Source organism: Micromonospora fulviviridis (genome assembly GCF_014648395.1).
Classification (GTDB): Bacteria; Actinomycetota; Actinomycetes; order Mycobacteriales; family Micromonosporaceae; genus Micromonospora; species Micromonospora fulviviridis.
In genome coordinates, this window is sequence record NZ_BMRA01000007.1 from 284,769 (window position 1) to 310,211 (window position 25,443).

The following is a 25,443-nucleotide window of genomic DNA, read 5'->3' on the forward strand; positions in this document are numbered from 1 at the left end:
CCGCCCCGCCGCCGACGAGGAGAGAGATGAACGTTCTGCTCTGGCACGTGCACGGCTCCTGGACCACGTCGTTCGTCCACGGGAGACACCGGTACCTGGTGCCGGTCACGCCCGACCGCGGCCCGTACGGGCTGGGCCGGGCGCGCACCTACGCCTGGCCGGAGAACGCCGTCGAGGTGACCCCGGAGGAGCTCGGACGGACCGAGGTCGACCTGGTCGTCCTGCAACGGCCCGAGGAGCTGGAGCTGGCCGAGCGGTGGCTGGGCCGCCGGCCCGGCCGGGACCTGCCGGCGATCTACGTCGAGCACAACACCCCGAAGGGCGACGTGCCGGACACCCGCCACCCGATGGCCGACCGGGACGACCTGCTGCTCACCCACGTCACCCACTTCAACGAGCTGTTCTGGGACAACGGCGGCACCCGCACCGCAGTCGTCGAACACGGCATCGTGCCGCCGAAGGTGGAGTGGACCGGCGAGCTGGACCGGCTCGCCGTGGTCACCAACGAGCCGGTACGCCGCTGGCGGGTCACCGGCACCGACCTGATGCCGCGCTTCGCCGCGGTCGCCCCGCTGGACGTCTTCGGCATGGGGGTGGCCGGGCTGCCCGAGCGGCTCGGGCTGCCGGCGGATCGGCTGGCCACGCACGACGACCTGCCGCAGGAGCGGATGCACGCCGAGGTGGCCCGGCGGCGGGCGTACCTGCACCTGTGCCGCTGGACGTCGCTCGGGCTGAGCCTGATCGAGGCGATGACCATCGGCATGCCGGTGGTCGCGCTGGCCACCACCGAGGCCGTGGACGCCGTGCCGCCCGACGCGGGGGTGCTGTCCACCCGCGTGGACACCCTCATCGAGGCGGCCCGCTGGCTCGCCGAGGACCGCGACGCGGCGTACCGGCTGGGGGCGCGGGCACGCGAGGTGACGAAGGAACGCTTCGGGCTCGACCGGTTCCTCGCCGACTGGGACCGGCTCATGGAGGAGGAGACATGCGCATCGCGATGATTTCGGAGCACGCCAGCCCGCTCGCCGTCCTCGGCGAGGAGGACGCCGGCGGGCAGAACACCCACGTGGCGGAACTCGCGGCCGCGCTGGTCGGCGAGGGGCACGACGTCCGCGTCTACACCCGTCGGGACTCCACCGCCCTGCCCGAGGCGGTGGCCACCGCGGACGGCTACCAGGTGTGCCACGTGCCGGCCGGCCCGGCCCACCGGGTGCCGAAGGACGAGCTGCTGCCGTACATGGGCGAGTTCGGCAGCTGGCTGGCCGACACCTGGCGGCGCGGCGGCTGGACCCCGGACGTGGCGCACGCGCACTTCTGGATGAGCGGGCTGGCCACGGTGCACGCCGGCCGGCGGACCGGGGTGCCCACGGTGCTGACCTACCACGCGCTCGGCACGGTCAAGCGCCGGCACCAGGGCGCGAAGGACACCAGTCCACCAGGGCGGATCGGCTACGAGCGGACGCTCGGCCGGGCCGTGGACCGGGTGATCGTGCAGTGCGAGGACGAGGTCGCCGAGCTGGTCCGGATGGGCGTGCCCCGGTCCCGGATGGCGCTGGTCCCGTCCGGTGTCAACCAGGCGGTGTTCCGTCCCGACGGCCCGGTCGCCCCGCGCGACCCGGCCCGCCCCCGCATCCTCACCGTCGGCCGGATGGTCGAGCGCAAGGGCTTCCTGGAGGTGGTCCGGGCGCTGCCCGCGGTGCCGGACGCCGAGTGCGTGGTGGTCGGCGGCCCGCCGGCCGACCTGCTCGCGGCCGACTCGTTCGCCCGGCGGCTCTCCGCGCTGGCCGAGTCGTGCGGCGTGGCCGACCGGGTGAAGCTGGTCGGCGCGGTGCCGCGCGAGGAGATGGGCGCCTGGTACCGCTCGGCGGACGTGCTGGTCGCCGCCCCCTGGTACGAGCCGTTCGGGCTCACTCCCCTGGAGGGGATGGCCTGCGGGGTGCCGGTGGTCGGCACGAACGTGGGCGGTATCGCCGACACCGTCGTGGACGGGCTCACCGGTGACCTCGTGCCGCCGCGCGACCCCCGCGCGCTCGGCACCGCGCTGCGCCGGCTGCTGGCCGACAAGGTGCGGCGGTTCGCGTACGCCACGGCGGCGCTGGACCGGATCCGCAGCCGGTACTCCTGGAAGCGCTGCGCCGAACAGCTCGGCGCGGTCTACGCCACGCTGACCACGGCCTCCCGGCCGGCGCCGGCGGTGGCCTGATGAGCCACGACGACACCCTCGACGCCCACCTGTCCGGGCTGGCCGCGGCGCTGCTGCCGTACCGGCGGGAGGCCGAGCGGCTGGCCGGCTGGGGCACCGAGCTGGCCTGGACGCTGGCCCGGGGCGGCCGGCTGCTGGTCGCCGGCAACGGCGGCAGCGCCGCCGAGGCCCAGCACCTCACCGCCGAACTCGTCGGCAAGCTCCGCGACGACCGCGAACCACTGTCCGCCATCGCCCTGCACGCCGAAACCTCCGCCCTCACCGCCATCGGCAACGACTACGGCTACGACGAGGTCTTCGCCCGCCAGGTCCGCGCCCACGGCCGACCCGACGACATCCTCCTGCTCATGTCCACCAGCGGCACCAGCACCAACCTCCTCACCGCCGCCCGCGCCGGACACGACACCGGCCTGCGCTGCTGGGCCTTCACCGGCCCCGCCCCCAACCCGCTCGCCGACGTGTGCCACGACGTGCTCGCCGTGCCGTCCCCGGACAGCCAGGTCGTGCAGGAGCTGCACCTGGTCTCCACGCACGTGCTGTGCGAGTACGTCGACCAGGCGCTGCCGCTGATCCGGCAGCTGCCGACCGCGTCGGTGCCGGCGCCGCGGGCCGGCACGTACGCCCGGTGGGCCCCGCCGGCCCCGCGCCCCGCCCAGCCGGCGGCGGCGCACGACGGCCGTGACCGGCACGACGGGGCGGGCCGGGACGGCCTGGTCCTGGCCACGGTGGACGGCGTGGCGCCGTTCACCGGCGCCCAGCACGCGAACGGGCACGGCCGCAACGGGCACGCCGGTGCCAACGGCAACGGGCACGGCCGGAACCGCTCCACCGGCACCGGGTGGGTGGAGCCGTGAGCGGGCCGCTCGTGGTGGTCGGCGACGCGCTGCTGGACCGGGACGTGACGGGCGCGGTCAGCCGGATCTGCCCGGACGCCCCGGTGCCCGTGCTGGACGAGCGCACGGCGACCGACCGGCCCGGCGGGGCCGGACTGGCCGCGCTGCTCGCCGTCGCCCCGGACACCGAGGTGGCGCTGGTCACCGCGCTCGCCGACGACGCCGGCGGGGCGCGCCTCGCCGAACTGCTGACCGAGGCGGGGGTGGCGGTCTACCCGATGCGCCTGCCCGGCGCGACGGCCGAGAAGATCCGGCTCCGCGCCGGCGGGCAGACCCTGCTCCGGCTGGACCGGGGCGGCGAGCCGCAGGCGCCGGGCCAGCCCTCGGAGGCGGTTCTCGAGCTGCTCTCCCGGGCCCGGGCCATCCTGGTCAGCGACTACGGTCGCGGCCTGGCCCGGCAACCCGCGCTGCGCGCCGCGCTGGCCGAGACGCCCGCCCCGGTGGTCTGGGACCCGCACCCGCGCGGCCCGGCCGCGGTGGCCGGGGCCCGGCTGACCACACCGAACCTCGGCGAGCTGCGCGGGCTCACCGGGGACGCGGGCACCGGCTCGGGGCTCTCCACCGCCACCCGGGCCGGGCACGAGCTGCGCCGCCGGTGGCGGGTCAGCGCGGTCGCCGTGACCATGGGTCCGGACGGCGCCGTGCTCTGCCACTCCGGCAGCACCCCGCTGGTCGTGCCGCCGCCGTCCACCGTGGAGCACGTGGAGGACACCTGCGGCGCCGGGGACCGGTTCGCCGCCACCGCCGCGCTGGCGCTGGGCGACGGCGCGTCGACCGCCGAGGCGGTGGAGGCGGCGGTCGCGGCCGCGTCCGCGTACGTGGCGGCCGGCGGGGCGGCCGGGCTGCACCGGACGCCGGAGCCGCGGCCCACGCCGTCCGCCCCGCGTACCGCCGAGGAGCTGGCGGCCGAGGTACGCGCCGACGGGGGCACGGTGGTCGCCACGGGCGGCTGCTTCGACATCCTCCACGCCGGGCACCTGGCCACCCTCCAGGCGGCCCGCCGCCTGGGCGACTGCCTGGTCGTCTGCCTCAACTCCGACCGCAGCGTCCGGGGCCTCAAGGGGCCGGAGCGCCCCGTCCACCCGGAGCAGGACCGGGCCCGGCTGCTGGCCGCCCTGGACTGCGTCGACGCCGTGGTGGTCTTCGACGAGCCCACCCCGCACCAGGTGCTCGCCCGGCTGCGCCCGGACGTGTGGGTCAAGGGCGGCGACTACGCCGGGGACGGCGCGCCCGAGCTGCCCGAGGCGGAGCTGGTGCGCCGCTGGGGCGGGCGGGTCGTCACCGTGCCCTTCCTGGCCGGCCGGTCCACCACCGGCACCATCTCGGCCGCGCGCCAGCGCGGCCTCCACCTCGTCAAGGGAGCAGTATGAGCAGGGACATGAACGGTCGGGCCATTCTGGTCACCGGCGGGTCGAGCGGCCTGGGCGCGGCGGTGGTGACCGCGGTGGCCAAGGCCGGCGGACGGCCGTACGTGCTGGACCGGCAGGCGCCGGCCGACGGGGTGCCCTGGGTCGAGTGCGACCTGGCCGACACCCGGGCCGCCGAGGCGGCCACCCGGCAGCTCGCCGAGCAGGCCGGCGGGCTGGACGGCGTGGTGACCGCCGCCGGCATGGACGTGCCCGGCCGGCTGGCCGACGTGGACGGCGCGACCTGGGACCGGATCGTGACCATCAACCTGCTCGGCACCGCCGCGGTGATCCGGGCCGCAGTGCCGTACCTGGAGCGGGCGCACGGCACGGTGGTGACCGTGGCGTCGACGCTGGGCGTCAAGGCGGTCAGCGACGCGACGGCGTACTGCGCGGCGAAGTTCGGGGTGGTCGGGTTCACCCGGGCGCTCGCCGCCGAACTGGCCGGGACGGTCGGCGTCACGCTGCTGATCCCGGGCGGCATGCGGACGGCGTTCTTCGACGACCGGGACGAGCGGTACCGGCCCGGCCCGGACGCGATCCTCAACGACCCGGCGGACACCGCCGAGGCGGTCATGTTCGCCCTCTCCCAGCCGCCCGGCTGCGCGGTACGCGAGCTGGTGGTCTGCGCCGAGCAGGAGTCCTCGTACCCGTGATCCTCGTGCTCCGGGCGCTCGGCGTCGGCGACCTCGCCACCGGGGTGCCGGCGCTGCGCGCGCTGCGTGCCGCGTACCCCGGTGCCGAGCTGGCGCTGGTCGCGCCGCGCTGGCTGGCGCCGCTGGTGGACCTCATCGGGGTCGTGGACCGGCAGGTCTTCGCGGACGGGCTGGGCCACCTCGGGTGGTCCGGCCCGCAGCCCGCGGTGGCGGTGAACCTGCACGGCCGGGGGCCGCAGTCGCACCGGATGCTGGCCGGGGCCCGGCCGCGGCGGCTGCTGGCCTTCGCCAACGCCGACGCCGGGTGGCACGACGGTCCACCGTGGCGGGCCGAGGAGCACGAGGTGGACCGGTGGTGCCGGATGCTGGGCTGGTACGGCATCCCCGCCGACCGCACCGACCTGGCGCTGCGCCGGCCCGAGGCCGGTGGGCTGCCGACCGGGGTGACGGTGGTGCATCCGGGCGCCAAGGCGGCGCAGCGGCGCTGGCCGCCGGAGCGCTTCGCCGCGGTGGCGCGGGAGCTGTCCGGGCGGGGCCACCGGGTGGTGGTCACCGGCGGTCCCGGCGAGCGGGACATCGCCGCCGAGGTGGCCCGCCGGGCCGGGTTGCCGGGCGACGCCGTGCTGGCCGGCGCGACCGACGTCGGCGAGCTGGCCGCGCTGGTCGCCCACGCCCGCCTGGTGCTGTGCGGAGACACCGGGGTCGGTCACCTGGCCACCGCCTTCGGCACCCCGTCGGTGCTGCTCTTCGGCCCGGTGCCGCCCGGATGGTGGGGGCCGCCGCCGGACCGGCCGTGGCACGAGGCGCTCTGGGTCGGACCGCGCCGGGCCGGGGACGGCCCGGCGGTGCACCCGGCGCTGGCCGAGCTGGACGTGGCGGCGGTGCTGGCGGCCGTGGACCGGGTGACCGTGGCCGCGCGGTCGGTGGTCGGGCGCCGGATCCCGGCGCAGGCGGCGGACCCCTTGCTACCCGCCGGTAGCTTCCGGCCGTAGGCTGAGCCGGTGAGCGGGGACTACACGCAGGAGTTCGTTGAGGTCGACGGGGCGCGGATCGGCGTCCAGGTCCACCCGGAGCCGGACGGGCCACCCGGCGCGCCGGTGGTGGTGATCTGGCCCGCCATGGGGGTCCGCGCCCGCTACTACCGGCCGTTCGCCGCCGCGTTGCGCGAGGCCGGGCTGGCCGTCGTGGTGGTCGACCTGCGCGGCACCGGCGAGAGCACGCCGACCCCCGCCCGCAGCTGCCGGTACGGCTACGCCGAGCTGGCCACCGATGTCGGCGCGGTGCTCGACGCGCTCAAGCCCCGGCTGGACGGCCGGACCCGGCTGCTGCTCGGGCACTCGCTGGGCGGGCAGGTCGCGGTGCTGCACCAGGCGCTGCACGACGCCGACCGGGTGGACGGGCTGGCCCTGGTGGCGGTGGGCATCCCCTGGTGGCGGGGGTACCCGGGGCTGCGCGGCTGGGGCGTGCTGCCGTACACCCAGGGCATCGCGGCGGTCGCCCGGCTGCTCGGCGTCTGGCCGGGCTGGGGGTTCGGCGGCCGGCAGGCGCGCGGGGTGATCCGGGACTGGGCGTACACCGCCCGGACCGGCCGCTTCCCGGTGCTCGACGGGGTGGACGCCGAGGCGGCCGTCCGGCGGGTCCGCACGCCGGTGCTCGCGGTCAGCGTCGACGACGACCAGTACATGCCGCACGAGACGCTGGACCACCTCTGCGGCAAGCTCGCCGCCGCCCCGGTGACCCGGCACCGCTACACCGTCGCCGAGGCGGGCGCCCCGCTGGACCATTTCACCTGGGTACGCGCCGCCGCCCCGCTGGCCGCCCGGGTCGCCGCGTTCGCCGCCGCGCTGCCGCGGCGCTGATCCCGGGACGCGCCGGACGCCCGGGCCGGAATCGGGCGGGCGGATCCGCCGCCCGGAAAACGCGTGCGTAGCCGCGCCGAAGGTGGGTAAGCCGCACCGCCCGAACACGGCGGAGGGGGATCAGATGTCCGAACGGCACACCGCGTTGCGCTCGATGCACGATCTGGGCCTGGCGGCCTGGTTCGGCGGCTCACTGATGGGCGCGCTCGGCGTCAACGGCGCGGCGGCAAAGATCGACGACTCGACCCAGCGGCTGCCGGTCGCCTCGGCCGGCTGGGCGCGGTGGACCCCGGTCAACGCGGCGGCGATCGGCGCGCACCTGGCCGGCGCGGTCGGCGAGCTGGTGACCGAGAGCCCACGGGTGGCCAGCCAGGCCGGGGTGGCGAAGATGAGCACGATCAAGACCGCGCTGACCGTGGGCGCGCTGGCCGTGACCGGCTACAGCCGGCTGCTCGGCATGCGGCTGCAGAAGGCGGGCGGGCCGCCCGTCGAGGGGACCACCGAGCCCAGCTACCAGACGCCGGCGAACGTCGCGTCCTCGCAGCGGCAGATGAAGCTGCTCCAGTGGGCCATCCCGGCGATGACCGGCGCTCTGGTGGTGGTGTCGGCGTACATGGGTGAGCAGCAGAAGCCCGGACAGGTGTTCCGGGGCCTGCTCGGCCGGGCCGGCGGACTGGCGAGCGCCCCCGCGGCGATCGGCAAGATGGCCGGGATGGGCGCGACCAAACGACCGATGGCCATGGCCGGTCGGTGATCCGTCCCGCGGCCGGCGGCCCACATCCGGGTGGGGCGCCGGCCGCGCGGCGCACCCGGGGTCCGGCGCATGACCGGACCGGTGGCGGGCAATCAACGCGGGCACGGGGAATCCAGCCAGGTGAGGTGGCCATGACCAGCAAGGACCGATCGGGTAGGGGCGAGGGGCGGGGGCCCGAGGCGGCCACGCCGTGGGGCACCACCGACGGCTTCGACGCGGACCCGCCGTGGGGCGCGGGCGAGGACGACCCGATGGACGAGGGCAGCGAGGAGACCGCCGTCCCCGAGGGCCGGCGGGGCGAACGCCGGGCGGCGGGCGCCGGGCCGGGCGGGCCGAAGGCCGGCCGGCACGGGTTCGGCCCGGTGGAACCCACCCGGACCACCGAGGCGGGACCCGGCGCGCCGCCGGATCCGGCGCCGTCCGGACGGACCTTTCCCGACGACCGCGCCGACGGGGACCTCGGGGACAACGCGCTGGAGGAGGCCACCGGCATGCGCCCCGAAGGGGTCAGCTGGCGCGGCTGACCCGCACCGCCCGGCGCGGCGATGCGGACCCGAAGACGACCGACGCCCGGGGCGCCTCACCGCCCCGGGCGTCGGCCCGTCCGTTCAGGAACCGGTGCCGTCCTCCCCCGGCCGGCCCAGCGCCGACGGCTCGTTGTCCGGCACGGGCGGTTCGGCCACCGGGTGGCCGGTGTCGTCCACCAGACCCGGGGCCATGCTGCCGCCGTGCGCCTCCTCGGCCTCCCGGGTCGCCCGGGGATCCCGGTCGTCCCGGGCCAGGCCACCGGGCTCGTCCCGCCGCTCGTCCACGCGTCCCCCTCGCTGTCGTCCCTCGGCACCGCCGGTACCCGGGAGGTTGCGGCGGAAACCTCAGGCCCGGGCGGCGGCGGGTGCGACGCCGAGCAGCCCGGCGAGCCGGCCGGCGTCCCGTTGGGCCTGGTCGCCGCAGCAGTTGTTGAGCAGCACGTGCAGCTCGGCGCACTGGTCGGCCAGCTCGCGCAGCAGCACGGACCAGCGCCGCAGCTCCTCCTCGCCGTAGGCGTAGCGGAATTTGTCCTGCTTGTCGCCGCTCTCCCAGGCGGTGCTGTGCCCGTGGAACCGCACCACCGCGAGGTCGGTGGTGGCGACGAGGATCGGCGGCACCGAGGAGGCGTGCCCCTGGGGCATGTCCACGCAGACGTACCCGAGCCCGTGCTCGCGCAGGAACGTCACCGTGTCCACCACGGCGTCCTCGGTGAACCAGGAGGAGTGCCGCAGCTCGACGCTGACCGGCCAGGGCCGGCAGCGGAGGGCCGCGGACAGGATCCGCCGCTTGGCCGCGTCGCCGCGGGCCAGCCAGGGTGGGAACTGGAGCAGCACGGCGCCGAGCCGGTCGGCCGCCGCGAGCGGCGCCAGCGCCGCCTGGAACCGGTCCCAGAGTTCGTCGTACGCCCCGGCGGACAGGTCCCGCCAGCGGATCCGGCTCGGGCCGCCGGCGGGGCGCAGCTCCCGGGGCAGCGCGTCGACCGGGGTGTGGTGCCCGGTGAAGAGGCGGAACGCCTTGACGTCGAAGGTGAAGCCGGGCGGGGTGGCGGCCGCCCAGCCCTCGACGGTCTCCGGCGCCGGGATCGCGTAGTACGACGTGTCCACCTCGACCAGACCGAAGTGCTCCGCGTACCAGCCGAGGCGACCGGCCGGGGTGTTGGCCGCGCGGGGATACCAGCCGGAGCGGACCAGCATCTGGTCGGCCCAGGAGGACGTGCCCACCTTGATGACACCCATGTAATTCAGTGCACCGCGATCCGGACGAATCGGCAACCCGGGACGGTCCGGTGTGGAACCGGGAAAGTGTCGGCGGTGGGCCGTACGGTGTCCCCGGGTCTCGACGAAAGGCAGGCGGCATGAGCGTCTCCGATCAGGTCCTCACCGGCGAGCGGGCCGATCTGCTCGCCACCCTCCAGCGGCACCGCGGCTTCCTCCGGCAGACCGTGGCGGGTCTCGACGACGAGCAGGCCGCGCGGCGCAGCACGGCCAGCGAGCTCTGTCTCGGTGGCCTCATCAAGCACGTGGCCGGCACCGAGCACCGGTGGCTGCGGTTCGCGGTCGGTGGCGCCGCGGCCATGCAGAGCGAGCCGGTCGACTGGGCCGGCCAGTTCCGGATGACCGAGGGCGAGACCCTGGCCGGGCTTCTCGCCGAGTTCGACCGGGTGGCCGCCGAGACGGACGGGCTGGTCGCCACCCTCGACCTCGACGCCGCGCACCCGTTGCCGAGCGCGCCCTGGTTCGAGCCGGGCGCGAGCTGGACGGTGCGCCGGGTGCTGCTGCACCTCATCGCCGAGACCGCGCAGCACGCCGGGCACGCCGACATCATCCGCGAGTCCATCGACGGAGCGAAGACCATGGGGTGACGGGCCGCGAGGTGACCGATCTCACCCACCCCAACAGGGGTAGGCGGTGGTTTCTCGTGTGACGCCACGACCGGTGGCGGCGCTGAGGGACACGAGATGAACGGACACCGCATGGACCAGGAGACCGTCGAGCGCCTGCTCGTCGGTCCCGCCGCCGACGCGCAGGACGGTCCGGATGCGCTGGTCCGGTTCCTCGCCGCCGTCCGCGCCGCTCCCCGCCCGCACGAACTCAGTGGTGAGGGGGCCGCCCTCGAGGCGTTCCGCATGGCGCAGGCCGGCGACGCGGTCCCGGTGACGGTGTCCCGTCCCGAGCGACGGCTCCGCGCCGGGCTGCTCGGCGCGAAGCTCGCCCTGGGCGCCCTGCTGGCCACCGCCACCGGCGGCGTCGCGCTCGCCGCCGTGACCGGCCACCTGCCCGGCCCGCTGGGCGGCGGCGGTGGCGCGGACACCACCGCGAGCCCGAGCACCGGGGCCGACGGCCGGCCCACGCAGTCCGCCGGGCCGAGCCAGCCGGCCACCCCGGCCGCCGCCCCGACCGACGGGTCGGGCAGCCCGTCCGCGGTGGCCGGGCTCTGCACCGCCTATCGGGCCAAGAACGAGGCGGACCGGGGCCGAGCCCTGGATGCCCCTCCCTTCGCCGACCTGGTCTCGGCCGCTGGCGGGCGAGACCAGGTCGCCAGCTACTGCGAGGGGCTGCTCCACGGGAAGGACAAGCCGACCAAGCCCGGCGCCGACAAGACCCCGCCCCAGCCGAGCCCAGACCCGACGCACCGGCCCGGCACCGAGTCGACCGCACGGGTCACCGGTCAGCCGGTGCCCGCGCCCAGCAGCCCGACGGCCGGTTTCGCGCCGACCACCGACCCGGGCGACCCGCCGGCGCAGAAGCCCGACTCGGTCCGCCCCTCCCCGCGCTGACGCCCGCCGGGACGCCCACGCCCGGCTGGGGCTGCCCGGCCCGCGCCGGATCCGGGGCCGGCCGGTCGGGCCGGTGACCGGCACCGCACCGGCTGATAGCTTGCCCCGGTGACTCCGCGGCGTCGCCGACTGGCGATCCTCTTCCGGCTGGCCGTCGTGCTCGGCGTGGTGGCCGGCATCGTGCTCACCGCGCTGGGCCCGGCCACGGTGACCGGCCTGCTGCCGTACTTCACCATCCAGAGCAACGTGGCCGTCGGCGTCTTCGCCGGCTACGCCGCCTGGCGGGCCTGGCAGGGCCGACCGGAGCCGCCGAGCGCGCTCAAGGGCGCCGTGACGCTCTACATCACCATCACGGGCACCGTCTACCACCTGGTGCTCGCCAACCCGGCCAGCCCGTTCGCCATGGTCCAGCCGCACCGGGAGCCGGGCGAGTGGTGGGGCAACCAGTTCCTGCACACCGTGGTGCCGCTGCTCGCGATCGCCGACTGGGCGCTGTTCGACCGCCGTGGCCGGCTGCGCCCGCGGTACGCCGCCTGGTGGCTGGCGTTCCCGCTGGCGTACCTCGGGTTCGCCCTGGTGCGGGGGCTCGTCGTGCACCGCTACCCGTACCCGTTCCTCGACGCCGGGCAGCTCGGCTACGGCGGCGTGGGGCTGAGCGCGCTCTTCTTCGCCGTCGCGTTCTGGCTGCTCGGGCTCCTCCTCGTCGGCGTCGACCGGGGGCTGGCCGGCCGGGCCCGCGCCGTGCCGGCCGAGCCGGCCCCGACCTCCGCCGCCACGCCCGAGCAGGGCGCGGCCTCCGCCGCGACGCCGGAGCAGAGCACGGCAGGGCCACGCTGACCGGCGGCGGCCGGACGCTCTACGGTCACCCGGCGGCGCGCCGCTCACCGGCCGGGCCACCGACCCGGATCCGCCGGCCCGTGGTGCGGTCGCGGCCGTAGGAGTCGGCCCGCCCCCAGCGCCCCGGCACATCCAGCAGCTCGATCCGGCCGTACCCGTCGGGGACGCACGGGTTCACCAGCAGGTTCTCCCCGCACGGACGCAGCCCGAGCATGGTGGCGATCAGCATCAGCAGGCCGCCGGAGGCCCACGACTGCGGCCGGCCGGCCGCCGGCAGCTGGACCGGGTACTTCGTGACGTCGCGCGGGTAGCCGGCGATCACCTCCGGCACCGAGCCGCCGAGCGTCTCCGCCACGGCGAAGATGCCGGCCACGACCTGGGCCGCCTCGGCGTCGTACCCGTAGCGGCGCAGGCCCGCCGCGACGAGCGCGTTGTCCGACGGCCAGACCGCGCCGAGATGGGCGCCGACCGGGTTGTACGGCCGCTGCCCGGTGGCGTACGTGCGCACTCCCCAGCCGGAGAAGAGTTCCGGACTGGACAGGTGCGCGGCGACCGCGTCGGCCCGCTCGGGCTCGACGATGCCGCTCCACAGCAGGTGCCCGAGGTGGGAGGTGAGCGCGTCCACCGGCTGCCCGTCCGGGGTGAGGGCCAGCGCGTAATAGCCCCGGTCCGGCAGCCAGAAGTCCCGGTCGAACCGCTCGCGCAGCCGCGCGGCCTCGGCCTCCAGCCGGTCGGCGTACCCGGGGTCGCCCCAGATCTCCCGGGCCAGCCGGGCACCCCGGACCTTCGCGTCGTACGCGTACCCCTGCAACTCGCAGGTCGCCCGGGGGTACGGCGGCTCGACGGCGTGTCGGTCGACGATGGCCCCCGGCGAGTTGCGCCAGGTCTGGTTGGCCACCCCGTTGACCGTGTTGCGCGGCTGGTAGCGCAGGTAGCCGTCGCCGGTGGAGTCGCCGTACTCGTCGAGCCAGTCCAGCGCCATCCGGGCCGGGTGGCGCAACTGCCGGACCAGGTCGGCGTCGCCGGTCCAGCGCTCGTACTCGTCGAGCAGGATCACGAACAGCGGCGTGGTGTCGGCCGCGCCGTAGTAGAGCGCCGTGGGCTGCTCGCCGAAGGCGGCCTGCTCGCCGTACCGCAGCTCGGAGAGGATCTTCCCGGGCTCCTCGTCGTGGTAGTCGTCGAGCCGCCCGCCCTGGAGCAGGGCGAGCAGGCGCAGCGTCGCCGGGGTCAGCTCCGGGGTGAACGGCAGCGTCGCCAGGCAGGTGATGAGGGCGTCCCGGCCGTACAGCGCCATGGCCCAGGGCAGCCCGCCCACCGGCACCCGATCGGTGTACGACAGCGGCTCGTACCGCAGCGAGGCCAGGTCGGTCAGCGCCTGCCGGTACGCCGACATCAGGGGTTCCCGTTCGGCGATGAGCTGCGGCGCGTGGTCGAACCAGCGGGCGAGGTCCTCGCGCATGTCCTGGTGGACGTGCTGGCGGTGGGCCTCCAGACTGGCTCGCAGATCACGTCCCCCGGCGCCGTGGATGATCATGGCTACCTGCAGGTCGGTGTGCCACGCGCCGTTCGGGGCGACCCGGATCCGGAAGGTCATACCCCGCTCGTCGACCTCCACCGGCGCGGTGCTGGAGACGATGGTCTCCCGGGTGAACCGGTCCCGCTGGTGGCAGATTCGCAGCTGCCGCTGGGCCGGGTCGGCGGTCAGCACCGGCCGGCGTGGCGCGGGGCGGAGGATCTCGGCGGTGTCGGCGAAGTCGCTGCCGATCTCCATCCGCACGGTGAACTCGGCGGGCTCGGCGGCGTGGTTGAGCACGGTGAGGCGCTCGTTGAAGCTGTCGTTGATGGACCGGTGCCGGATCACCGAGACGTCGGCGTCCACGTAGTGGCTGGCGGCGCCGGGGACCAGCACGAACCGGGTCTCGAAGTAGGCCAGCTCGTCCCGGGACAGGGCGTGCAGCCGCTCCCCGTTGACGGTGAGCACCCAGCGGGACAGGAAGCGGGTGTCGAACGAGAACAGGCCGATCGGGGCGTACGGGTCGACCTCCATGTCGCCCTGTGCGTCGCCGAGCGCGAACGCGTTGCCGGCGAGGACGTGCACCAACTCCTGCTTCATCGCATTCCCACCCGGCTCCACCCGCCGGCCACCTCGCGGGGATGCCGGGCGTCGGGCGGACCCGGGAAGATCCGGCGCAGCGACAGCAGCAGCCGCAGGTCGCCCTGCGCGGTGAGGTCGTTGCGCAGCAGCGCCGCGGCCGGGTGCAGCCGGCCGGCGACCATCCGGTCGAACACCTCCCGGTCGGCACGGACCACCAGCTGGGCCTCGTCGGCCAGGCGGGCCACCCGGACCTCCTGGTCGTCGATGGTCAGATACCAGTGTTCGGTCCGCGCCCCGTCCTGCAGGTCCAACCGCAGCGTGCCGGCGGTGGTCTCCGGCAGGTCGGGATGCCGGCCGGCGACCTTCCGATCCAGGTACTCCGCAGCCGAGGCGCTCATCGGTCCCTCCCCGTGTCCGTCGTCGCGGCTCACCGCCGGGCGGCTCCGCCCGCTCCCGCAGCCTCCCCGCCGGCCGGGTGAGTCCAAATCACCTCGTGCGGGTGAGAGCAGGGCTGGCGCGCGGGGCGGAAGTCGGGTAGTCCGGAGCGATGGGGATGACCGGGGACGCCACGACCGATCGGGTGCTCGCCGCGCTGCTGGCCATGCAGCGCCAGTCCTGGGAGCAGGGGGTGACCGGGCACGCCCTGCTCGACCTCGGGCTCGGTGACCTGGCCGTGCTGGTCGCCGACGCGGCGGTGACCCGGCAGCACCCGGACGGGCGGCTCGGCGACGTGTCCGGCGAGGCCGGCGCGGTCAACGGCGCGGCCTGCGGCGAGGTGGTCCGGTACGCGGCCACGACCGACGGGGATCCGCGCTTCACCGCCGCGCTGGACGCGCAGCTCGACTGGCTGGTCACCCGGGCGCCCCGGGCCGCCGACGGCACCCTGTTCCACCTGCTCGACGGCCGCCAGGTGTGGGCGGACACGGTGTACATGGTGGTGCCGCTGCTCGCGTTGGCCGGCCGGACGGACCTGGCGGCCGCGCAGGTCGACGGGCACCGCCGCCGGTTGTTCGACCCGCGCACCGGCCTCTACGCGGCCCGCTGGGACGAGGACCGGGGCGAGCTGGACCGGCCACAGCCGTGGGGCACCGGCAACGGCTGGGTGGTCGCGGGGATCGCCCGGGCGCTGCGGCTCGCGCCGGACTGGCCGGCCGGGCTCCGCGCCGAACTGGCCGGCCACGCCCGCACGGTGCTGGACGCCTGCCTGGCGTACCGGGGCGACGACGGGCTCTTTCCCGACGTGCTCGACGACCCGGGCTCGTTCCGCGAGGCGAACACCGCGCAGCTGCTCGGGTACGCGGCGCTGACCGGGGTGGCCGACGGCTGGCTGCCGGCGTCCTGGCTGGGCACCGGCGCGGAACTGCTGGCGGCGGCGAGCCGACGGGTCGACCGCCGCGGGCGGGTGGCCGGGGTCAGCGGCGCGCCGGACTTCGCCCGGCCGGGCACCTCCCCTGAGGCGCAGGCGTTCCACCTGCTCGGGCAGGCCGCGCTGGACCGGGCCCGGGCGGCGGTCAGCCCCGCTGGATGAGCCCGCGCACGTACGCGGCCTGGCCGACGTGCTGGAGGTCGTCGTCGAGCACGCTCACCAGCCGCACGCCGAGGGTGACCGGCGGGTCCCAGTTCTCGTCGACCACCCGGTCCAGGTCCCCCGGGCCCAGCCCGCGCAGGTACGCCAGCGTCCGGTCGACCACCGCCCGGTGGTAGTCGAGCAGGACCCCGCCGCTCTCCGGCCGCACGCCGGCGACCTGCTCGGGGCCGTGCGCGAAGCCCGTGTCGTCCGGGTCGGCGGTCAGCCCGCACCGCCCCGCCCAGTCGCCGGTGACCCAGAGCTGCTCCTCCCCCATCACGTCGGCGACGTGGTGGTCCTGGAGCCGGCTCAGGTGCCAGACCAGCCACCCCACCGGGTTCGAACCGGCGGCCGGGGCCTGCCGCAGCTGTTCCGGGCCGAGCCCGTCGAGCGCCCCGGCCACCAGATCCGGCAGCCGGCCGTACGCCTCGGTCAGCAGGTCGTTCACGTCCACGGGTCCCACGCTCCTCCGCCGTCGGTGCCACCCGGGCAGTACCGCGCTGGCCCGGCGGCAAACCTCACCCCCTTAGGGTGATCGCGTGGTCGCGGCGCTGGAGCTGTATCTCGACACCGACGCCACCCGGCGCATCCGGGTGCTCTGGGACGCGTTGGAGGCCGAGGGCGTGCAGAGCATGCGGTCGCTGCTGGAGCAGCGGCACCGGCCGCACGTCTCGCTGGCGGTCGCACCGCGGCTCGACCCGCACCGGGTCGCCGAGGCGCTCGCCGGGATGGTGGTGGCCGCACCGCTGCGGCTGGAGTTCCAGCACGCCGGGCAGTTCGTCGGGCGGGTGCTCTGGCTCGGGCCGGCCCCCACGCCGGAGCTGCTGGCCCACCACGGCGCGGTGCACGAGCGGCTGGCCCGGGCCGGCATCGGGCTGGTGGAGCACTACCAGCCGGGCCGCTGGGTGCCGCACTGCACGCTCTCCATGCGGGTGCCGAACGCGCTGATGGCCGCGGCGGTGCGCCGCTGCCTCGAGGTGCTGCCGCTGACGGCCACCGTGGTCGGCGCGGCCGTCACCGACCACGCCCGGGGCATCTCCCACCCGCTCGGCTGACCTACGCCCCGACCAACCGCACGCGGTCAGCGCGGTCCGAAATCCACCAGGAAGGTCGGGTAGTCGGGCTGCGGGCAGGGCTGGCCGCGGTGCCCGAGCCGCTCGTAGAAGGGCGCCGCGCGCTCGCGGTGGGCCTGCCACTCCAGGTGGCGGGCCCGTCGGGCCGCCCACTCCGACACCGCCGCGAGCAGCGCGCGGCCCACGCCCCGCCGGCGCCGGTCCGGGCACACGTACAGGTCGTGCAGGCGGACGGTGCGGTGCGCGTCGCCGGAGCGCAGGTGCGGGCCGTGGTCCTGGGCGGCGGCGTACCCGGCCGGCCCGTCGTCGTCCACCGCGCCGAGCAGCGCCCAGCGGGGGTCGGCGAGCAGCAGCAGGAAGCGCTCCCGGTGGACCTCGGCGGGCTCGTCGCCGACGCCCATGTCCCGCAGCATCGGCCACAGCCGCGGCCAGTCCGCCCCGGTCAGCTCCCGTACGGTGATCGACACGCCGTCCAGGATGCGGGCCGCACCGGGCGGGGGCCAGTGGTTTCCGGGCCGCCGGGCGGCGGCTCCCCGCGTCCGCCGGACCGGGTTTTTCGCCATCTGCTGCCGGTGATGGCGATGCCGCCGAACCGACGCAAGCTGGTAAAAGCGCAGGTCAAGGCCGTCCTGGCCACCCGAGGACGTGCGGCCGGAGCGCCACGAGCACGCCTTACGGAGGCATCCCATGGCCGCACCCGTCATCCGTTCCGTCACCGCCGAAGCGACCGTCCTGCTGCCCGGGCAGTCCACCACCGTCCGGGTGGACGCCTACCATCCCGACTCGCGACTGCTGACCCTCTCCGGCCGGGTCAGCGACCCCACCGGCGCCGCCTGGGACAGCCCGGTCCGGGTGGACCTGAGCGTGCCGCTGACCGTCCAGCTCGGCAGCACCGCGCCCGGGGTGACCGTCACGCCGAACCCCACCGACCCGACCCGCTTCACGGTGACCGTGCTGGCCGGCCGGGGCACGGTCACGCTGACCGCCACGGCCCGGGACGCCGCGGGCCGGACCGGCACCGGCACCACCACCCTGACCGTGCCGCTGCTGGTTGGGATGAGCGCCGAGAAGGGGGCGCGGACCCAGCGGGCGGTGGCCGAGTACCCGGGCATCCGCTACATGCGCGACTTCGGCACGGACGGCGGCGACGCGGACGCCCTGCCGGAGCTGCCGCCGCTGAACGCCGGCAAGTTCGTCGACGCCCCGGCGGCCGTCATGCACGTCTCGTGGAAGGACGACGTCGAGCAGTTGACCGGCTGGCTGGACGGGCTGAGCCGGCCGATCTACCTGACCTGGTACCACGAGCCGATGGGCGACGTGACGCCGGCCACGTACCGGACCACGGCGACCCGGGTGGCGCAGATCGTCGCGGCCCACAGGAACCGGCGGTGGGTCCTCGGGCACGGCCCGATCGTCACCCGCTACTGGCTGGACGAGGGGCGCGGCAATCCGGCGGACTGGGGCTACCCGGGCATGACCCACTACGGCGTGGACTGCTACTCCCGGGACACCGCGACGTACTGGCCGGCGTCCCGGATGTTCGGGGTGGCGTTCGGCAAGGTGCGCGCCGCGTACCCGGGAATCCGGTTGCTGGTGCCCGAGTACGGGCTGAGCCGCACCACGGCCGACACCACCGGCGCCGGCCGGGCCCAGGCGATCAAGGACCACGTGACCTGGCTGCGCCAGGAGAACGACGTGGACGCGGTCGCCTACTGGAACAACTGGGCCGAGTTCGAACTGGGCGACCCGCCGCTGGAGTCGACCGCCTGGCGGAACCTCCAACTCGCCTGAGGCGCCCCGCCCAGCCCGGTGCGGCCCCGCCGGGCCGGGGTGGGGTGGCCGCCGGAAGGCCCCCGGCGCCGGGTGTGCCTAGACTGGCCGCGTGGGGCAGACCGAGTGACCAGCAACAGCGCGTCGTCGACCGCGTACGGTCACGTGTGCCTCGCCTACGACGACCCGGCGGCGCTGGACGCCTGGGCGGTCGCCCACCTGGCCGCGGGCCTCGCGGCGGGCGAGCAGGTCTGGCTGGTCGCCCCCGGTGACCCCGATTCCCTCGCCCGCCGGCTGGACCGCCTGCCCGGTCGCGACGACGCGCTGCGCCGGCGGGCGCTCCGGCTGCTCCCGGTGGAGCACGCCTACCGCCACGACGAGATCGTGGACCCGCAGAAGCAGGTCCGGGCATACGCGACGGCCACCACCGACGCGCTGGCCGCCGGCTACACCGGCCTGCGGGTGTTCGCCGAGGCCACCGCGCTGGTCCGCAGCGTCGCCCAGCGGGACGCCTTCACCCGGTACGAGCACCTCATCGACCGCTGGATGCGACACCACCCCATGTCGGCCGTCTGCGCCTACGACCGCCGTGAGCTGAGCGAGGCGGCGATCGCCGAGCTGGCCTGCATGCACCCCGAGACCAACACCGATGTGCTGTTCCGGCTGCACGCCGGGGGCGGCGAGGCGGTCGTCCAGCTCGCCGGCGAGCTGGACCCGTCCAACCACCGGCTCTTCGCCGCCGCGCTGCACCGGGCCGACCCGCGACCGGTCGACGGCCGGCTCGTACTCGACGCGACCGGGCTGCGTTTCGTCGACCACCGCAGCCTGCTGCACCTGGGCGAGCACGCCCGCCGGCACGACGCCACCGTCGTACTGCGCACCTCGCGCTCCGCCGCGGCCCGGCTGGTCGAGCTGTTGGACCTCGACGAGGTGCGGGTGGAGGTGCTCCGATGAGGACGGGAGCCGCCGCCGGTCACGTGGGCTACTACCACGAGGCGATCCTCTACGACTCGGACGAGCACCTGCTGGCCGTGGTGCTGCCGTTCCTGCTCGGCGGGGTCGAGGCCGGCGAGCCGACCGTGGTGGGCCTCGGCGCGCGCAACGGGGAGCTGGTCCGCCGCGCCCTGCCCGGCGGCGCCAAGGTCACCTTCCTGCCCGGCGGCGACGTCTACGCCCGACCCACCGCCGCGATCCGCTCCTACCGCAAGCTGCTCGCCTCGTACGTGGCCGACGGCGCCCGGCAGATCCGCATCGTCGGCGAGCTGCCGCAGGCCGTGCTCGGCGCCACCTGGGACTGGTGGGCCCGCTACGAGTCGGCCATCAACCACGCCTACGACGACTTCCCGCTGTGGAGCATGTGCGCGTACGACACCCGGACCACCGCGCCCCGGGTGCTGGCGGAGGTGACGCGGACCCATCCCCGGGTGGCGCAGCCGGACGGCAGCCACGTGCCGACCGACGACTACACCGAGCCGCCGAAATATCTGACCGAGCAGCGACTGATGCTGCCCGACCCGGTGCAGCGGACGGCGCCGACCGTCGAGCTGACCGACCCGACCCCCGCCGAGGCCCGGGACGCGGTACGCGCCGCCCACCGGGGCCAGCTTCCCGCCGACGGCGTCGACGACCTGGTCGTGTCGGTCAGCGAGGTGGTGAGCAACGCGCTGCGGCACGGCGTGCCGCCGGTGCGGGTGCGGGTATGGAGCGCCGCGGACCGGATCGTGGTCACCGTGCAGGACCGCGGCCCCGGCCCCACCGACCCGTACGCCGGGTTGCTGCCGGCCGGCAACGGCGCCGCCGGCGGCCTGGGATTGTGGATCAGCCACCAGTCCTGCGACCATGTGGCGCTGCACCGGGACGCCGACGGCTTCACCATCCGGTTGACCGCGGGGAACCCGCACTTCCCGGTCTGAGGCGGGGCGGGGCGGAAGCCGCGCGCCGACGGCGGTACCGTTGCGCCTCATCATGCCCTGCGGGGCGGTCATCCGCCGGCCTGGCGCTGGCGAACCGACGGAGGATGGCGCATGTCCAACGGCGAGGAACCGTTCGCACCCCACGACGACGTGTCCGCGCGACCGAGGTTCGACCCGGCGCTGCGTGGCTACGACAAACGCCAGGTGGACCGGTACGTCGAGCAGATGGACGGCGAGCTGACCGCCTTGACGGCCGACCGGGACCGGGCGTACGCGCAGGTCCGGGAGCTGACCGTGCAGGCGCAGCGGGCGCAGACCGAGGCCGCCGAGCTGCGCCAGCGCCCCACGCAGGTGGACCGGGCGTCCTTCCGCGACCTCGGCCCGATGGTCGACCAGATCCTCGACCTGGCCGAGCGGCAGGCCGGGCAGATCACCGAGGCGGCCACCAAGCGCGCCGCCGACCTGCAGGCGCAGGCGGAGAAGGTGCTGGCCACCGCGCGCGAGGAGGCCGAGCGGGAGCGGCGCGAGCTGGCCGAGGAGCTGTCCACCCGCCGGGCCGAGCAGGAGAAGGCGGACGAGGAGCGGCGGACCGCCGCGCAGGCGGAGCTGACCGCGATCCGGGAGCTGACGGAGAAGCTGCGCACCGAGGGGCAGGCCGCCCACGACCGGGCCCAGCAGGAGGCGAAGCGGATCGCCGAGCAGAGCGCCCAGCAGGTCGAGCAGGCGCGCTCCGCGTCGGAGGCGCTGGTGAAGGCGGCGCGTACGCAGATCCAGCAGGAGGTGCAGGCCAACCGGAGCAAGGCCCAGCAGGAGCTGGCCCAGTGGCAGGCCACCATGGCCCGCGAGCTGGACGAGCGGCGGGCCGCCGCCGAGCAGGAACTGGCCGATCGGGCCAGCGCCGCCGAACGGGACATCGCCGCCCTGGTCGCCGAGGCCCAGCAGTACGCCACCGAGGTCCGCGAGCGGGCCGACGAGGAGACGGCGGCGCACCAGGAGCAGCTCGCCACGGTGCAGCAGGAGGTCCAGCAGCGGCAGGAGGCCCTCACCCAGCTCCAGGCCGAGCTGGAGACGGTCGAGCAGCAGCTGGAGAGCACCCGCCGGGAGATCGGCACGATCGAGCAGCAGGGCGCCGCGCTGGAGGAGCAGCTGGTCGAGGTACGCCGGGACCTGGCCGCCGAGACCAAGCGGCTGGACGAGGCGCGCCGGGCGGCGGACCTGGCCGAGCAGCACGCCAAGGAGACCCGGGCCCGGGTGCAGCGGGAGGCCAAGCGGGTCGCCGACCTGGCCGCCGCGGCGGTCATGGCGGCCGCCGCGGGCGGCGTGGAGACGGCCGAGTACCCGCAGGTGACGCCGCGCCCGGTCGCCGCGCCCGCGGAGGCCACCCCGGTGGTGGTGCCCGCCCCGGCCGTGCTGGTCGACCCGGCCGTCCTGACGACCGACCCCGAGCCCGCCGAGCCGGCCGACGGGGAGCGCCCCCGCGCCGAGCCGTTCCTGGAGCGGGCCTCCCTGGACCGGCCGAGCTTCGACGCGTTCGCGGTGCGCGCCCCCGCACAGCGGCCCGCACCCGAGGCGGAGGGCACCGCGGAGCCGGCGGCCGGTCCGGACGGCGGCGTGCCCGCCAACGCCTGACCCGCTCTCGCGCGAGGACCGCCGGCCGGCGGCCTGGCGGTGTCCCGGGCTGCCGGGTCGACCAGCTCGGCGAGCCGGCGGCACGCGCGGATGAGGTGGCGCGGTCAGGCGAGGGCGGCGGCCAGGTCGGCGAGGTAGCCGGCCACCGGACCCGCCGTGAGCACGCCGCTGCCCGCGCCGGCCAGCTCGTCGGCGGCGGGGCGCAGCGCGGCGTGCAGCCGCGCCATGGTGGGCCGGTCGTCGAGGACGAGGGCGGCCCGGGCGGCGACGCACAGCCGGGCCTCGCGCAGCAGATCGTGCGGCGACTCCGGCAGGGAGCGCAGCGCGGCGGCAGCCTCGCCCCGGCTTCCCGCGGCGAGCAGCGCCAGCGGCCGGACCCACGGCGCGTACGGGCCGGTGGCGGCGGCGTCGCCCAGCGCCGGAGCGAGGTCGTCCCCGGTGGACAGGCGCAGGCAGAGCAGGGCGAACGGCAGCAGCCCGCCCGCCATGCCCGGCATCTGCCCGGCGTCGAGCCGGACGGCCGCCGCCCGGTACGCCGCCTCGGCCTCGGCGCGGCGGCCCGCGACGGCGAGCCGGAGGGCGGCGTACCAGGCGGTGAAGACGCCGACCAGCGGCAGCTCGTAGCGGGCGGCGAGCCGGTCGGCGGCGGCCGCGTGGGCGTCGGCGGCGGCGAGGTCGGCGCGGGCGCAGTGCGCCTGGAGTGCGATGAGGTGCCCGAGCACCTCGAAGGTGACCAGCCCGTGCCGGGCGGCCAGGTCGACCAGTTCGGCGCCGACGCGGGCGCGTTCCGGGGACCGGCCGGCCCGGTCGAACGAGTGCATGAAGCGGGCGTTGAGCGCGAAGGCCAGCAGCGCCGGGTCACCGAGCCGGCGGGCGATCCCCTCCGCCTCGGTGGCCGCGCGCCGGCCCCGGTCGCCGGTCTCTCCGCGCAGCTCCAGGGCGAGGGTGCAGAGCAGCCGGCCGCGCCGGGCGGCCTGGTCGGCGGGGAGCGCGGCGAGGGCGGCCTCGGCGGCGGCGACGATGCGCCGGGACAGCTCCTCGTCGTCGTTGCGGGTCCAGACGGCCGGCACGTCGAACGCGGCCAGCACGTCCGCGGTGAGCCCGGGGTCGGCGAGCCGTTCGACGGTGGCGACCGCCTCGGCCCGCAGCCCGCGGGTGCGGTCGAGGTGGCCGGTTACGGCGAGGTTGCGGCCCCAGCCGATGACCGCCGCCAGCCGCCCGCGTAGGTCGTTCCCGCCGGCCCGGTCGTGGGCGGCGACGGCCTGCTGCCAGAGCCGGGCCGCCTCGTGTGGGTGGCTGCGCCGCTCGGCCCGTTGCGCGGCGGCAGCGGCGTACCGGGCGGCTCGGGTCGCGGCGTCCGGACCGGGGGCCTGTCCGAAGTGGTGGGCGAGGGCGGCGACGTCGTCGGGCCGGAGCCGTTCGAGCGCCGCCCCGACGGCGGCGTGCCAGCGGGCCCGGCGCGGGGCGGACAGGTCGGTGTAGAGGGTGTCGCGGACCAGGATGTGGCCGAAGCGGGTGCCGTCGGGGGTGAGGAAGCCGGCCTGCGCGGCCCGGTCCACGGCGTCCAGCATGGCCTCCTCGCCGGCCAGCGCGGCCAGCACGTCCGCGTCGAGGTCACGGCCGAGCACCGCGGCCTGCCGCAGCACGGTCCGGGTCGGCCCGGGCAGCTGCGCCAGGCGGTGCCGGATGACGTCCCGCACGCCGGCCGGGACGGTGTCGAGCGCGGCGGCCCCCTCGGCGGCGAGCAGCCGGGCCAGTTCCCGGGCGAAGAACGGGTTGCCGCCGCTGCGCCGGTGCAGCACCCGCACGGTGTCCTCGTCGGCCGGCCCGGCGACCGCCCGGACCAGGTCGGCGGTCTCCGCCTCGGCGAGCCCGCCCAGGTAGACCCGGACCGGTTCGGTGCGGGCGAGGCGGGCCAGGGCCCCGGTCAGCGCCGGGGTGATCCCGGTGGCCCGGTACGTGCCGACCGCCAGCACCGGCCCGGTCACCGGCTCCGGCCCGGTGAACAGCGCGGTCAGCAGGTCGAGGGTGTCCTCGTCGGCCCGGTGCAGGTCGTCGAGGACCAGCAGCACCGGCCCGCGCCGCGCCGCCGCGCCGAGCCGGGTGCCCGCGATCCGGTGCAGCCGGTACCGGGCCACGGCCGGCTCGTCGGCGCCCGGCACGTCCGCCGGAGCGTCACCGACCGGCCGGTCGGACACGCCACCGGGAACCGGCGCGCCGGAGGACCCGCCGGCCACCGCGGCGACCGCCGGTTCCGCCCGTTCCGCCGCGTCGGGCAGGGCGGCGGCGAGCTGCGTCCACGGCCAGGCGGCCGGGGCGCCCTCGTACTCGGGGACCCGTCCGACGGCGCAGGTCCAGCCGCCGGCGGCGAGCCGGTCGGCCAGCGCCTCGACGAACGCGGTCTTTCCCGCGCCGGCATCGCCGGAGACCAGCGCGAGGGCGGGCCGCCCGCGCCGGGCCACCTCCCCGGCGAGCCCCGTCAGGCTCGCCAGCTCGGCCACCCGCCCCACGAAGGGCCGCCGCTCCTGCGCCGCTCCCCCGTCGGTCACCGGAACCGGGGCCGGCGGCGGGACCGGGGCGGGCGGCGCAACGGGGGCGGGCACCGGGAGCCGGGTGGGCGGAGGGACCGCGGTGGGCTGCGTCGGGTCGAGGTGCGGGGCCTGGGCGAGGATGTCGGCCTCCAGCCGGCGCAGCCGGGGCCCGGGGTCCACCCCCAGCTCCCGGACCAGCACCGCTCGGGCCTCCCGCAGCGCGGCGAGCGCGTCGCCCTGCCGGCCCGCCCGGTAGAGGGCGACCGCGAGCAGCCGCCAGTTCTCCTCCCGCAGCGGCTGGGCGGCGGCCTGGGCGCGCAGGTCGCTGGCGGCCTCGGCGGCCCGGCCCAGGGCCAGCAGCGCCTCGGCGCGCCGCGCGACGGCGAGATTCCGCAGCTCGTCCAGCCGGTCGATCTCCGCCCGCGCCCAGGGCTCGCCCGCGAACTCCGCGTAGGCGGGGCCGCGCCAGAGGGCGAGCGCGTCGTCCAGGGCGGCCAGCGCCGGGCCGGGCCGCCCGGCCGCCAGCAGCTCCCCCGCCGCCCCGACGGCCGCCTCGAACCGGCCCGCGTCGACCGCCTCGGGGGCGGCCGCGAGCGCGTACCCGGGTGGGGCCGTGACCAGCAGCCGGGCCGGCTGTCGCGGCGGCCGGTCGGGCTCCAGGGCCCGGCGCAGGTCGGCCACGAAGGTCCGGACCGCGCCGACCGCGCCCTGCGGCGGCTCCGCCCACAGGTCGTCGACGAGCCGGTCGACCGGCACGACCCGGCCCCCGGCGACCAGCAGGCGGGCCAGCACCGCGCGCTGGCGGGCGCCCCGCAGCGCCACCGGGCCGCGGTCGCCGGCCGCCACCAGCGGCCCGAGCACCCCGAAGGTCACTCCGGGTACGCGCGGCGGGCTGGTCACCCCGCCCACTCTAGGCAGCCCGGTGCGCCCGCACCGGCGGCCCGACCAGGGCA

General features: G+C 76.7%; 24 protein-coding genes and 1 pseudogene. 18 read left to right on the plus strand and 7 right to left on the minus strand.

Going from position 1 to position 25,443, the window contains the following annotated elements:
- Positions 1–26: 26 nt before the first annotated feature.
- The 9 genes and pseudogenes from IEY96_RS20550 to IEY96_RS20590 all read left to right on the plus strand — a co-directional run bounded on the left by IEY96_RS20550 (position 27) and on the right by IEY96_RS20590 (position 8,295).
- Entirely contained in the window at positions 27–1,001 is a 975-nt protein-coding gene (locus IEY96_RS20550; RefSeq protein ID WP_189196424.1) for a glycosyltransferase, read from the plus strand.
- Positions 986–2,203 carry a glycosyltransferase gene (locus IEY96_RS20555; protein WP_189196425.1) on the plus strand — a complete coding sequence of 406 codons (1,218 nt, stop codon included), beginning with the start codon at positions 986–988 and terminating at the stop codon, positions 2,201–2,203. The genes IEY96_RS20550 and IEY96_RS20555 overlap by 16 nt, the downstream gene beginning before the upstream one ends.
- A pseudogene (locus IEY96_RS20560) lies at positions 2,203–2,769 on the plus strand (D-sedoheptulose-7-phosphate isomerase); the annotation flags it as partial. The gene IEY96_RS20555 and the pseudogene IEY96_RS20560, both read left to right, overlap by 1 nt.
- Before the next feature lie 284 nt (positions 2,770–3,053).
- Positions 3,054–4,466, plus strand: coding sequence for a PfkB family carbohydrate kinase (locus IEY96_RS20565; protein WP_189196426.1), 1,413 nt, complete (start codon positions 3,054–3,056; stop codon positions 4,464–4,466).
- Positions 4,463–5,158, plus strand: a complete 696-nt coding sequence (locus tag IEY96_RS20570) for an SDR family oxidoreductase (protein WP_373293613.1) — start codon at positions 4,463–4,465, stop codon at positions 5,156–5,158. Before IEY96_RS20565 ends, IEY96_RS20570 begins: the two co-directional genes overlap by 4 nt.
- Positions 5,155–6,150, plus strand: a complete 996-nt coding sequence (locus IEY96_RS20575) for a glycosyltransferase family 9 protein (protein ID WP_189196427.1) — start codon at positions 5,155–5,157, stop codon at positions 6,148–6,150. The genes IEY96_RS20570 and IEY96_RS20575 overlap by 4 nt, the downstream gene beginning before the upstream one ends.
- 9 nt (positions 6,151–6,159) lie before the next feature.
- The gene (locus IEY96_RS20580; protein ID WP_189196428.1) at positions 6,160–7,017 is read left to right on the plus strand and encodes an alpha/beta hydrolase family protein; all 858 of its coding nucleotides are present in this window, start codon (positions 6,160–6,162) and stop codon (positions 7,015–7,017) included.
- Positions 7,018–7,141: 124 nt separating this feature from the next.
- Positions 7,142–7,771 (plus strand): hypothetical protein, encoded by a 630-nt coding sequence (locus IEY96_RS20585; RefSeq protein WP_189196429.1) that lies wholly within the window; start codon positions 7,142–7,144, stop codon positions 7,769–7,771.
- 131 nt (positions 7,772–7,902) lie between these two features.
- Positions 7,903–8,295 carry a hypothetical protein gene (locus tag IEY96_RS20590; protein ID WP_189196430.1) on the plus strand — a complete coding sequence of 131 codons (393 nt, stop codon included), beginning with the start codon at positions 7,903–7,905 and terminating at the stop codon, positions 8,293–8,295.
- Between the two features lie 84 nt (positions 8,296–8,379).
- Here the strand turns inward: IEY96_RS20590 and IEY96_RS20595 are convergent, their stop codons facing one another.
- Both IEY96_RS20595 and IEY96_RS20600 read right to left on the minus strand, forming a co-directional pair.
- Complete coding sequence (locus IEY96_RS20595; protein WP_189196431.1) at positions 8,380–8,583, minus strand: GTPase activator; 204 nt, start codon at positions 8,581–8,583, stop codon at positions 8,380–8,382.
- A 60-nt stretch (positions 8,584–8,643) separates the two neighbouring features.
- Positions 8,644–9,534 carry a DUF72 domain-containing protein gene (locus IEY96_RS20600; protein WP_189196432.1) on the minus strand — a complete coding sequence of 297 codons (891 nt, stop codon included), beginning with the start codon at positions 9,532–9,534 and terminating at the stop codon, positions 8,644–8,646.
- A 119-nt stretch (positions 9,535–9,653) separates the two neighbouring features.
- Between IEY96_RS20600 and IEY96_RS20605 the strand changes: the two genes are divergently transcribed.
- The 3 genes from IEY96_RS20605 (at position 9,654) to IEY96_RS20615 (ending at position 11,912) form a co-directional block, all read left to right on the plus strand.
- Positions 9,654–10,160, plus strand: coding sequence for a DinB family protein (locus IEY96_RS20605; protein ID WP_189196433.1), 507 nt, complete (start codon positions 9,654–9,656; stop codon positions 10,158–10,160).
- Between the two features lie 96 nt (positions 10,161–10,256).
- On the plus strand, positions 10,257–11,075 hold the full coding sequence (locus IEY96_RS20610; protein WP_189196434.1) for a hypothetical protein: 819 nt from the start codon (positions 10,257–10,259) through the stop codon (positions 11,073–11,075).
- Positions 11,076–11,183: 108 nt separating this feature from the next.
- Positions 11,184–11,912 carry a Pr6Pr family membrane protein gene (locus IEY96_RS20615; RefSeq protein WP_189196435.1) on the plus strand — a complete coding sequence of 243 codons (729 nt, stop codon included), beginning with the start codon at positions 11,184–11,186 and terminating at the stop codon, positions 11,910–11,912.
- A 25-nt stretch (positions 11,913–11,937) separates the two neighbouring features.
- Here the strand turns inward: IEY96_RS20615 and IEY96_RS20620 are convergent, their stop codons facing one another.
- Both IEY96_RS20620 and IEY96_RS20625 read right to left on the minus strand, forming a co-directional pair.
- Positions 11,938–14,025, minus strand: a complete 2,088-nt coding sequence (locus tag IEY96_RS20620; RefSeq protein ID WP_189196436.1) for an amylo-alpha-1,6-glucosidase — start codon at positions 14,023–14,025, stop codon at positions 11,938–11,940.
- Positions 14,022–14,405 carry an SCP2 sterol-binding domain-containing protein gene (locus IEY96_RS20625; RefSeq protein WP_189196437.1) on the minus strand — a complete coding sequence of 128 codons (384 nt, stop codon included), beginning with the start codon at positions 14,403–14,405 and terminating at the stop codon, positions 14,022–14,024. The genes IEY96_RS20620 and IEY96_RS20625 overlap by 4 nt, the downstream gene beginning before the upstream one ends.
- Positions 14,406–14,560: 155 nt before the next feature.
- Between IEY96_RS20625 and IEY96_RS20630 the strand changes: the two genes are divergently transcribed.
- Positions 14,561–15,535, plus strand: a complete 975-nt coding sequence (locus IEY96_RS20630; RefSeq protein ID WP_229791740.1) for a glycoside hydrolase family 88 protein — start codon at positions 14,561–14,563, stop codon at positions 15,533–15,535.
- On the opposite strand, the gene IEY96_RS20635 is transcribed toward IEY96_RS20630, so the two are convergent.
- Positions 15,519–16,028 (minus strand): mycothiol transferase, encoded by a 510-nt coding sequence (locus tag IEY96_RS20635; protein WP_189196439.1) that lies wholly within the window; start codon positions 16,026–16,028, stop codon positions 15,519–15,521. The two genes, IEY96_RS20630 and IEY96_RS20635, sit on opposite strands and share 17 nt — an antisense overlap.
- An 85-nt stretch (positions 16,029–16,113) precedes the next feature.
- Here IEY96_RS20635 and IEY96_RS20640 point away from each other — a divergent pair, with 85 nt between their 5' ends.
- On the plus strand, positions 16,114–16,629 hold the full coding sequence (locus IEY96_RS20640; protein ID WP_148431019.1) for a 2'-5' RNA ligase family protein: 516 nt from the start codon (positions 16,114–16,116) through the stop codon (positions 16,627–16,629).
- Between the two features lie 26 nt (positions 16,630–16,655).
- Here IEY96_RS20640 and IEY96_RS20645 read toward each other — a convergent pair whose 3' ends face one another.
- A complete protein-coding gene (locus tag IEY96_RS20645) occupies positions 16,656–17,114 on the minus strand; it encodes a GNAT family N-acetyltransferase (protein ID WP_189196440.1) in 459 nt (152 codons plus the stop codon).
- Positions 17,115–17,334: 220 nt separating this feature from the next.
- On the opposite strand from IEY96_RS20645, the gene IEY96_RS20650 reads away from it, so the two are divergent.
- From IEY96_RS20650 to IEY96_RS20665, 4 genes are all read left to right on the plus strand, one after another.
- The gene (locus tag IEY96_RS20650; RefSeq protein WP_189196441.1) at positions 17,335–18,438 is read left to right on the plus strand and encodes a hypothetical protein; all 1,104 of its coding nucleotides are present in this window, start codon (positions 17,335–17,337) and stop codon (positions 18,436–18,438) included.
- 105 nt (positions 18,439–18,543) lie between these two features.
- Positions 18,544–19,371 carry an MEDS and STAS domain-containing protein gene (locus IEY96_RS20655; RefSeq protein ID WP_189196442.1) on the plus strand — a complete coding sequence of 276 codons (828 nt, stop codon included), beginning with the start codon at positions 18,544–18,546 and terminating at the stop codon, positions 19,369–19,371.
- Positions 19,368–20,330, plus strand: coding sequence for an anti-sigma factor RsbA family regulatory protein (locus IEY96_RS20660; protein WP_189196443.1), 963 nt, complete (start codon positions 19,368–19,370; stop codon positions 20,328–20,330). Before IEY96_RS20655 ends, IEY96_RS20660 begins: the two co-directional genes overlap by 4 nt.
- 111 nt (positions 20,331–20,441) lie before the next feature.
- Positions 20,442–21,959 (plus strand): coiled-coil domain-containing protein, encoded by a 1,518-nt coding sequence (locus IEY96_RS20665; protein WP_189196444.1) that lies wholly within the window; start codon positions 20,442–20,444, stop codon positions 21,957–21,959.
- A 104-nt stretch (positions 21,960–22,063) separates the two neighbouring features.
- Here IEY96_RS20665 and IEY96_RS20670 read toward each other — a convergent pair whose 3' ends face one another.
- Positions 22,064–25,390 carry an ATP-binding protein gene (locus IEY96_RS20670; protein WP_229791741.1) on the minus strand — a complete coding sequence of 1,109 codons (3,327 nt, stop codon included), beginning with the start codon at positions 25,388–25,390 and terminating at the stop codon, positions 22,064–22,066.
- Between the last annotated feature and the right edge of the window lie 53 nt (positions 25,391–25,443).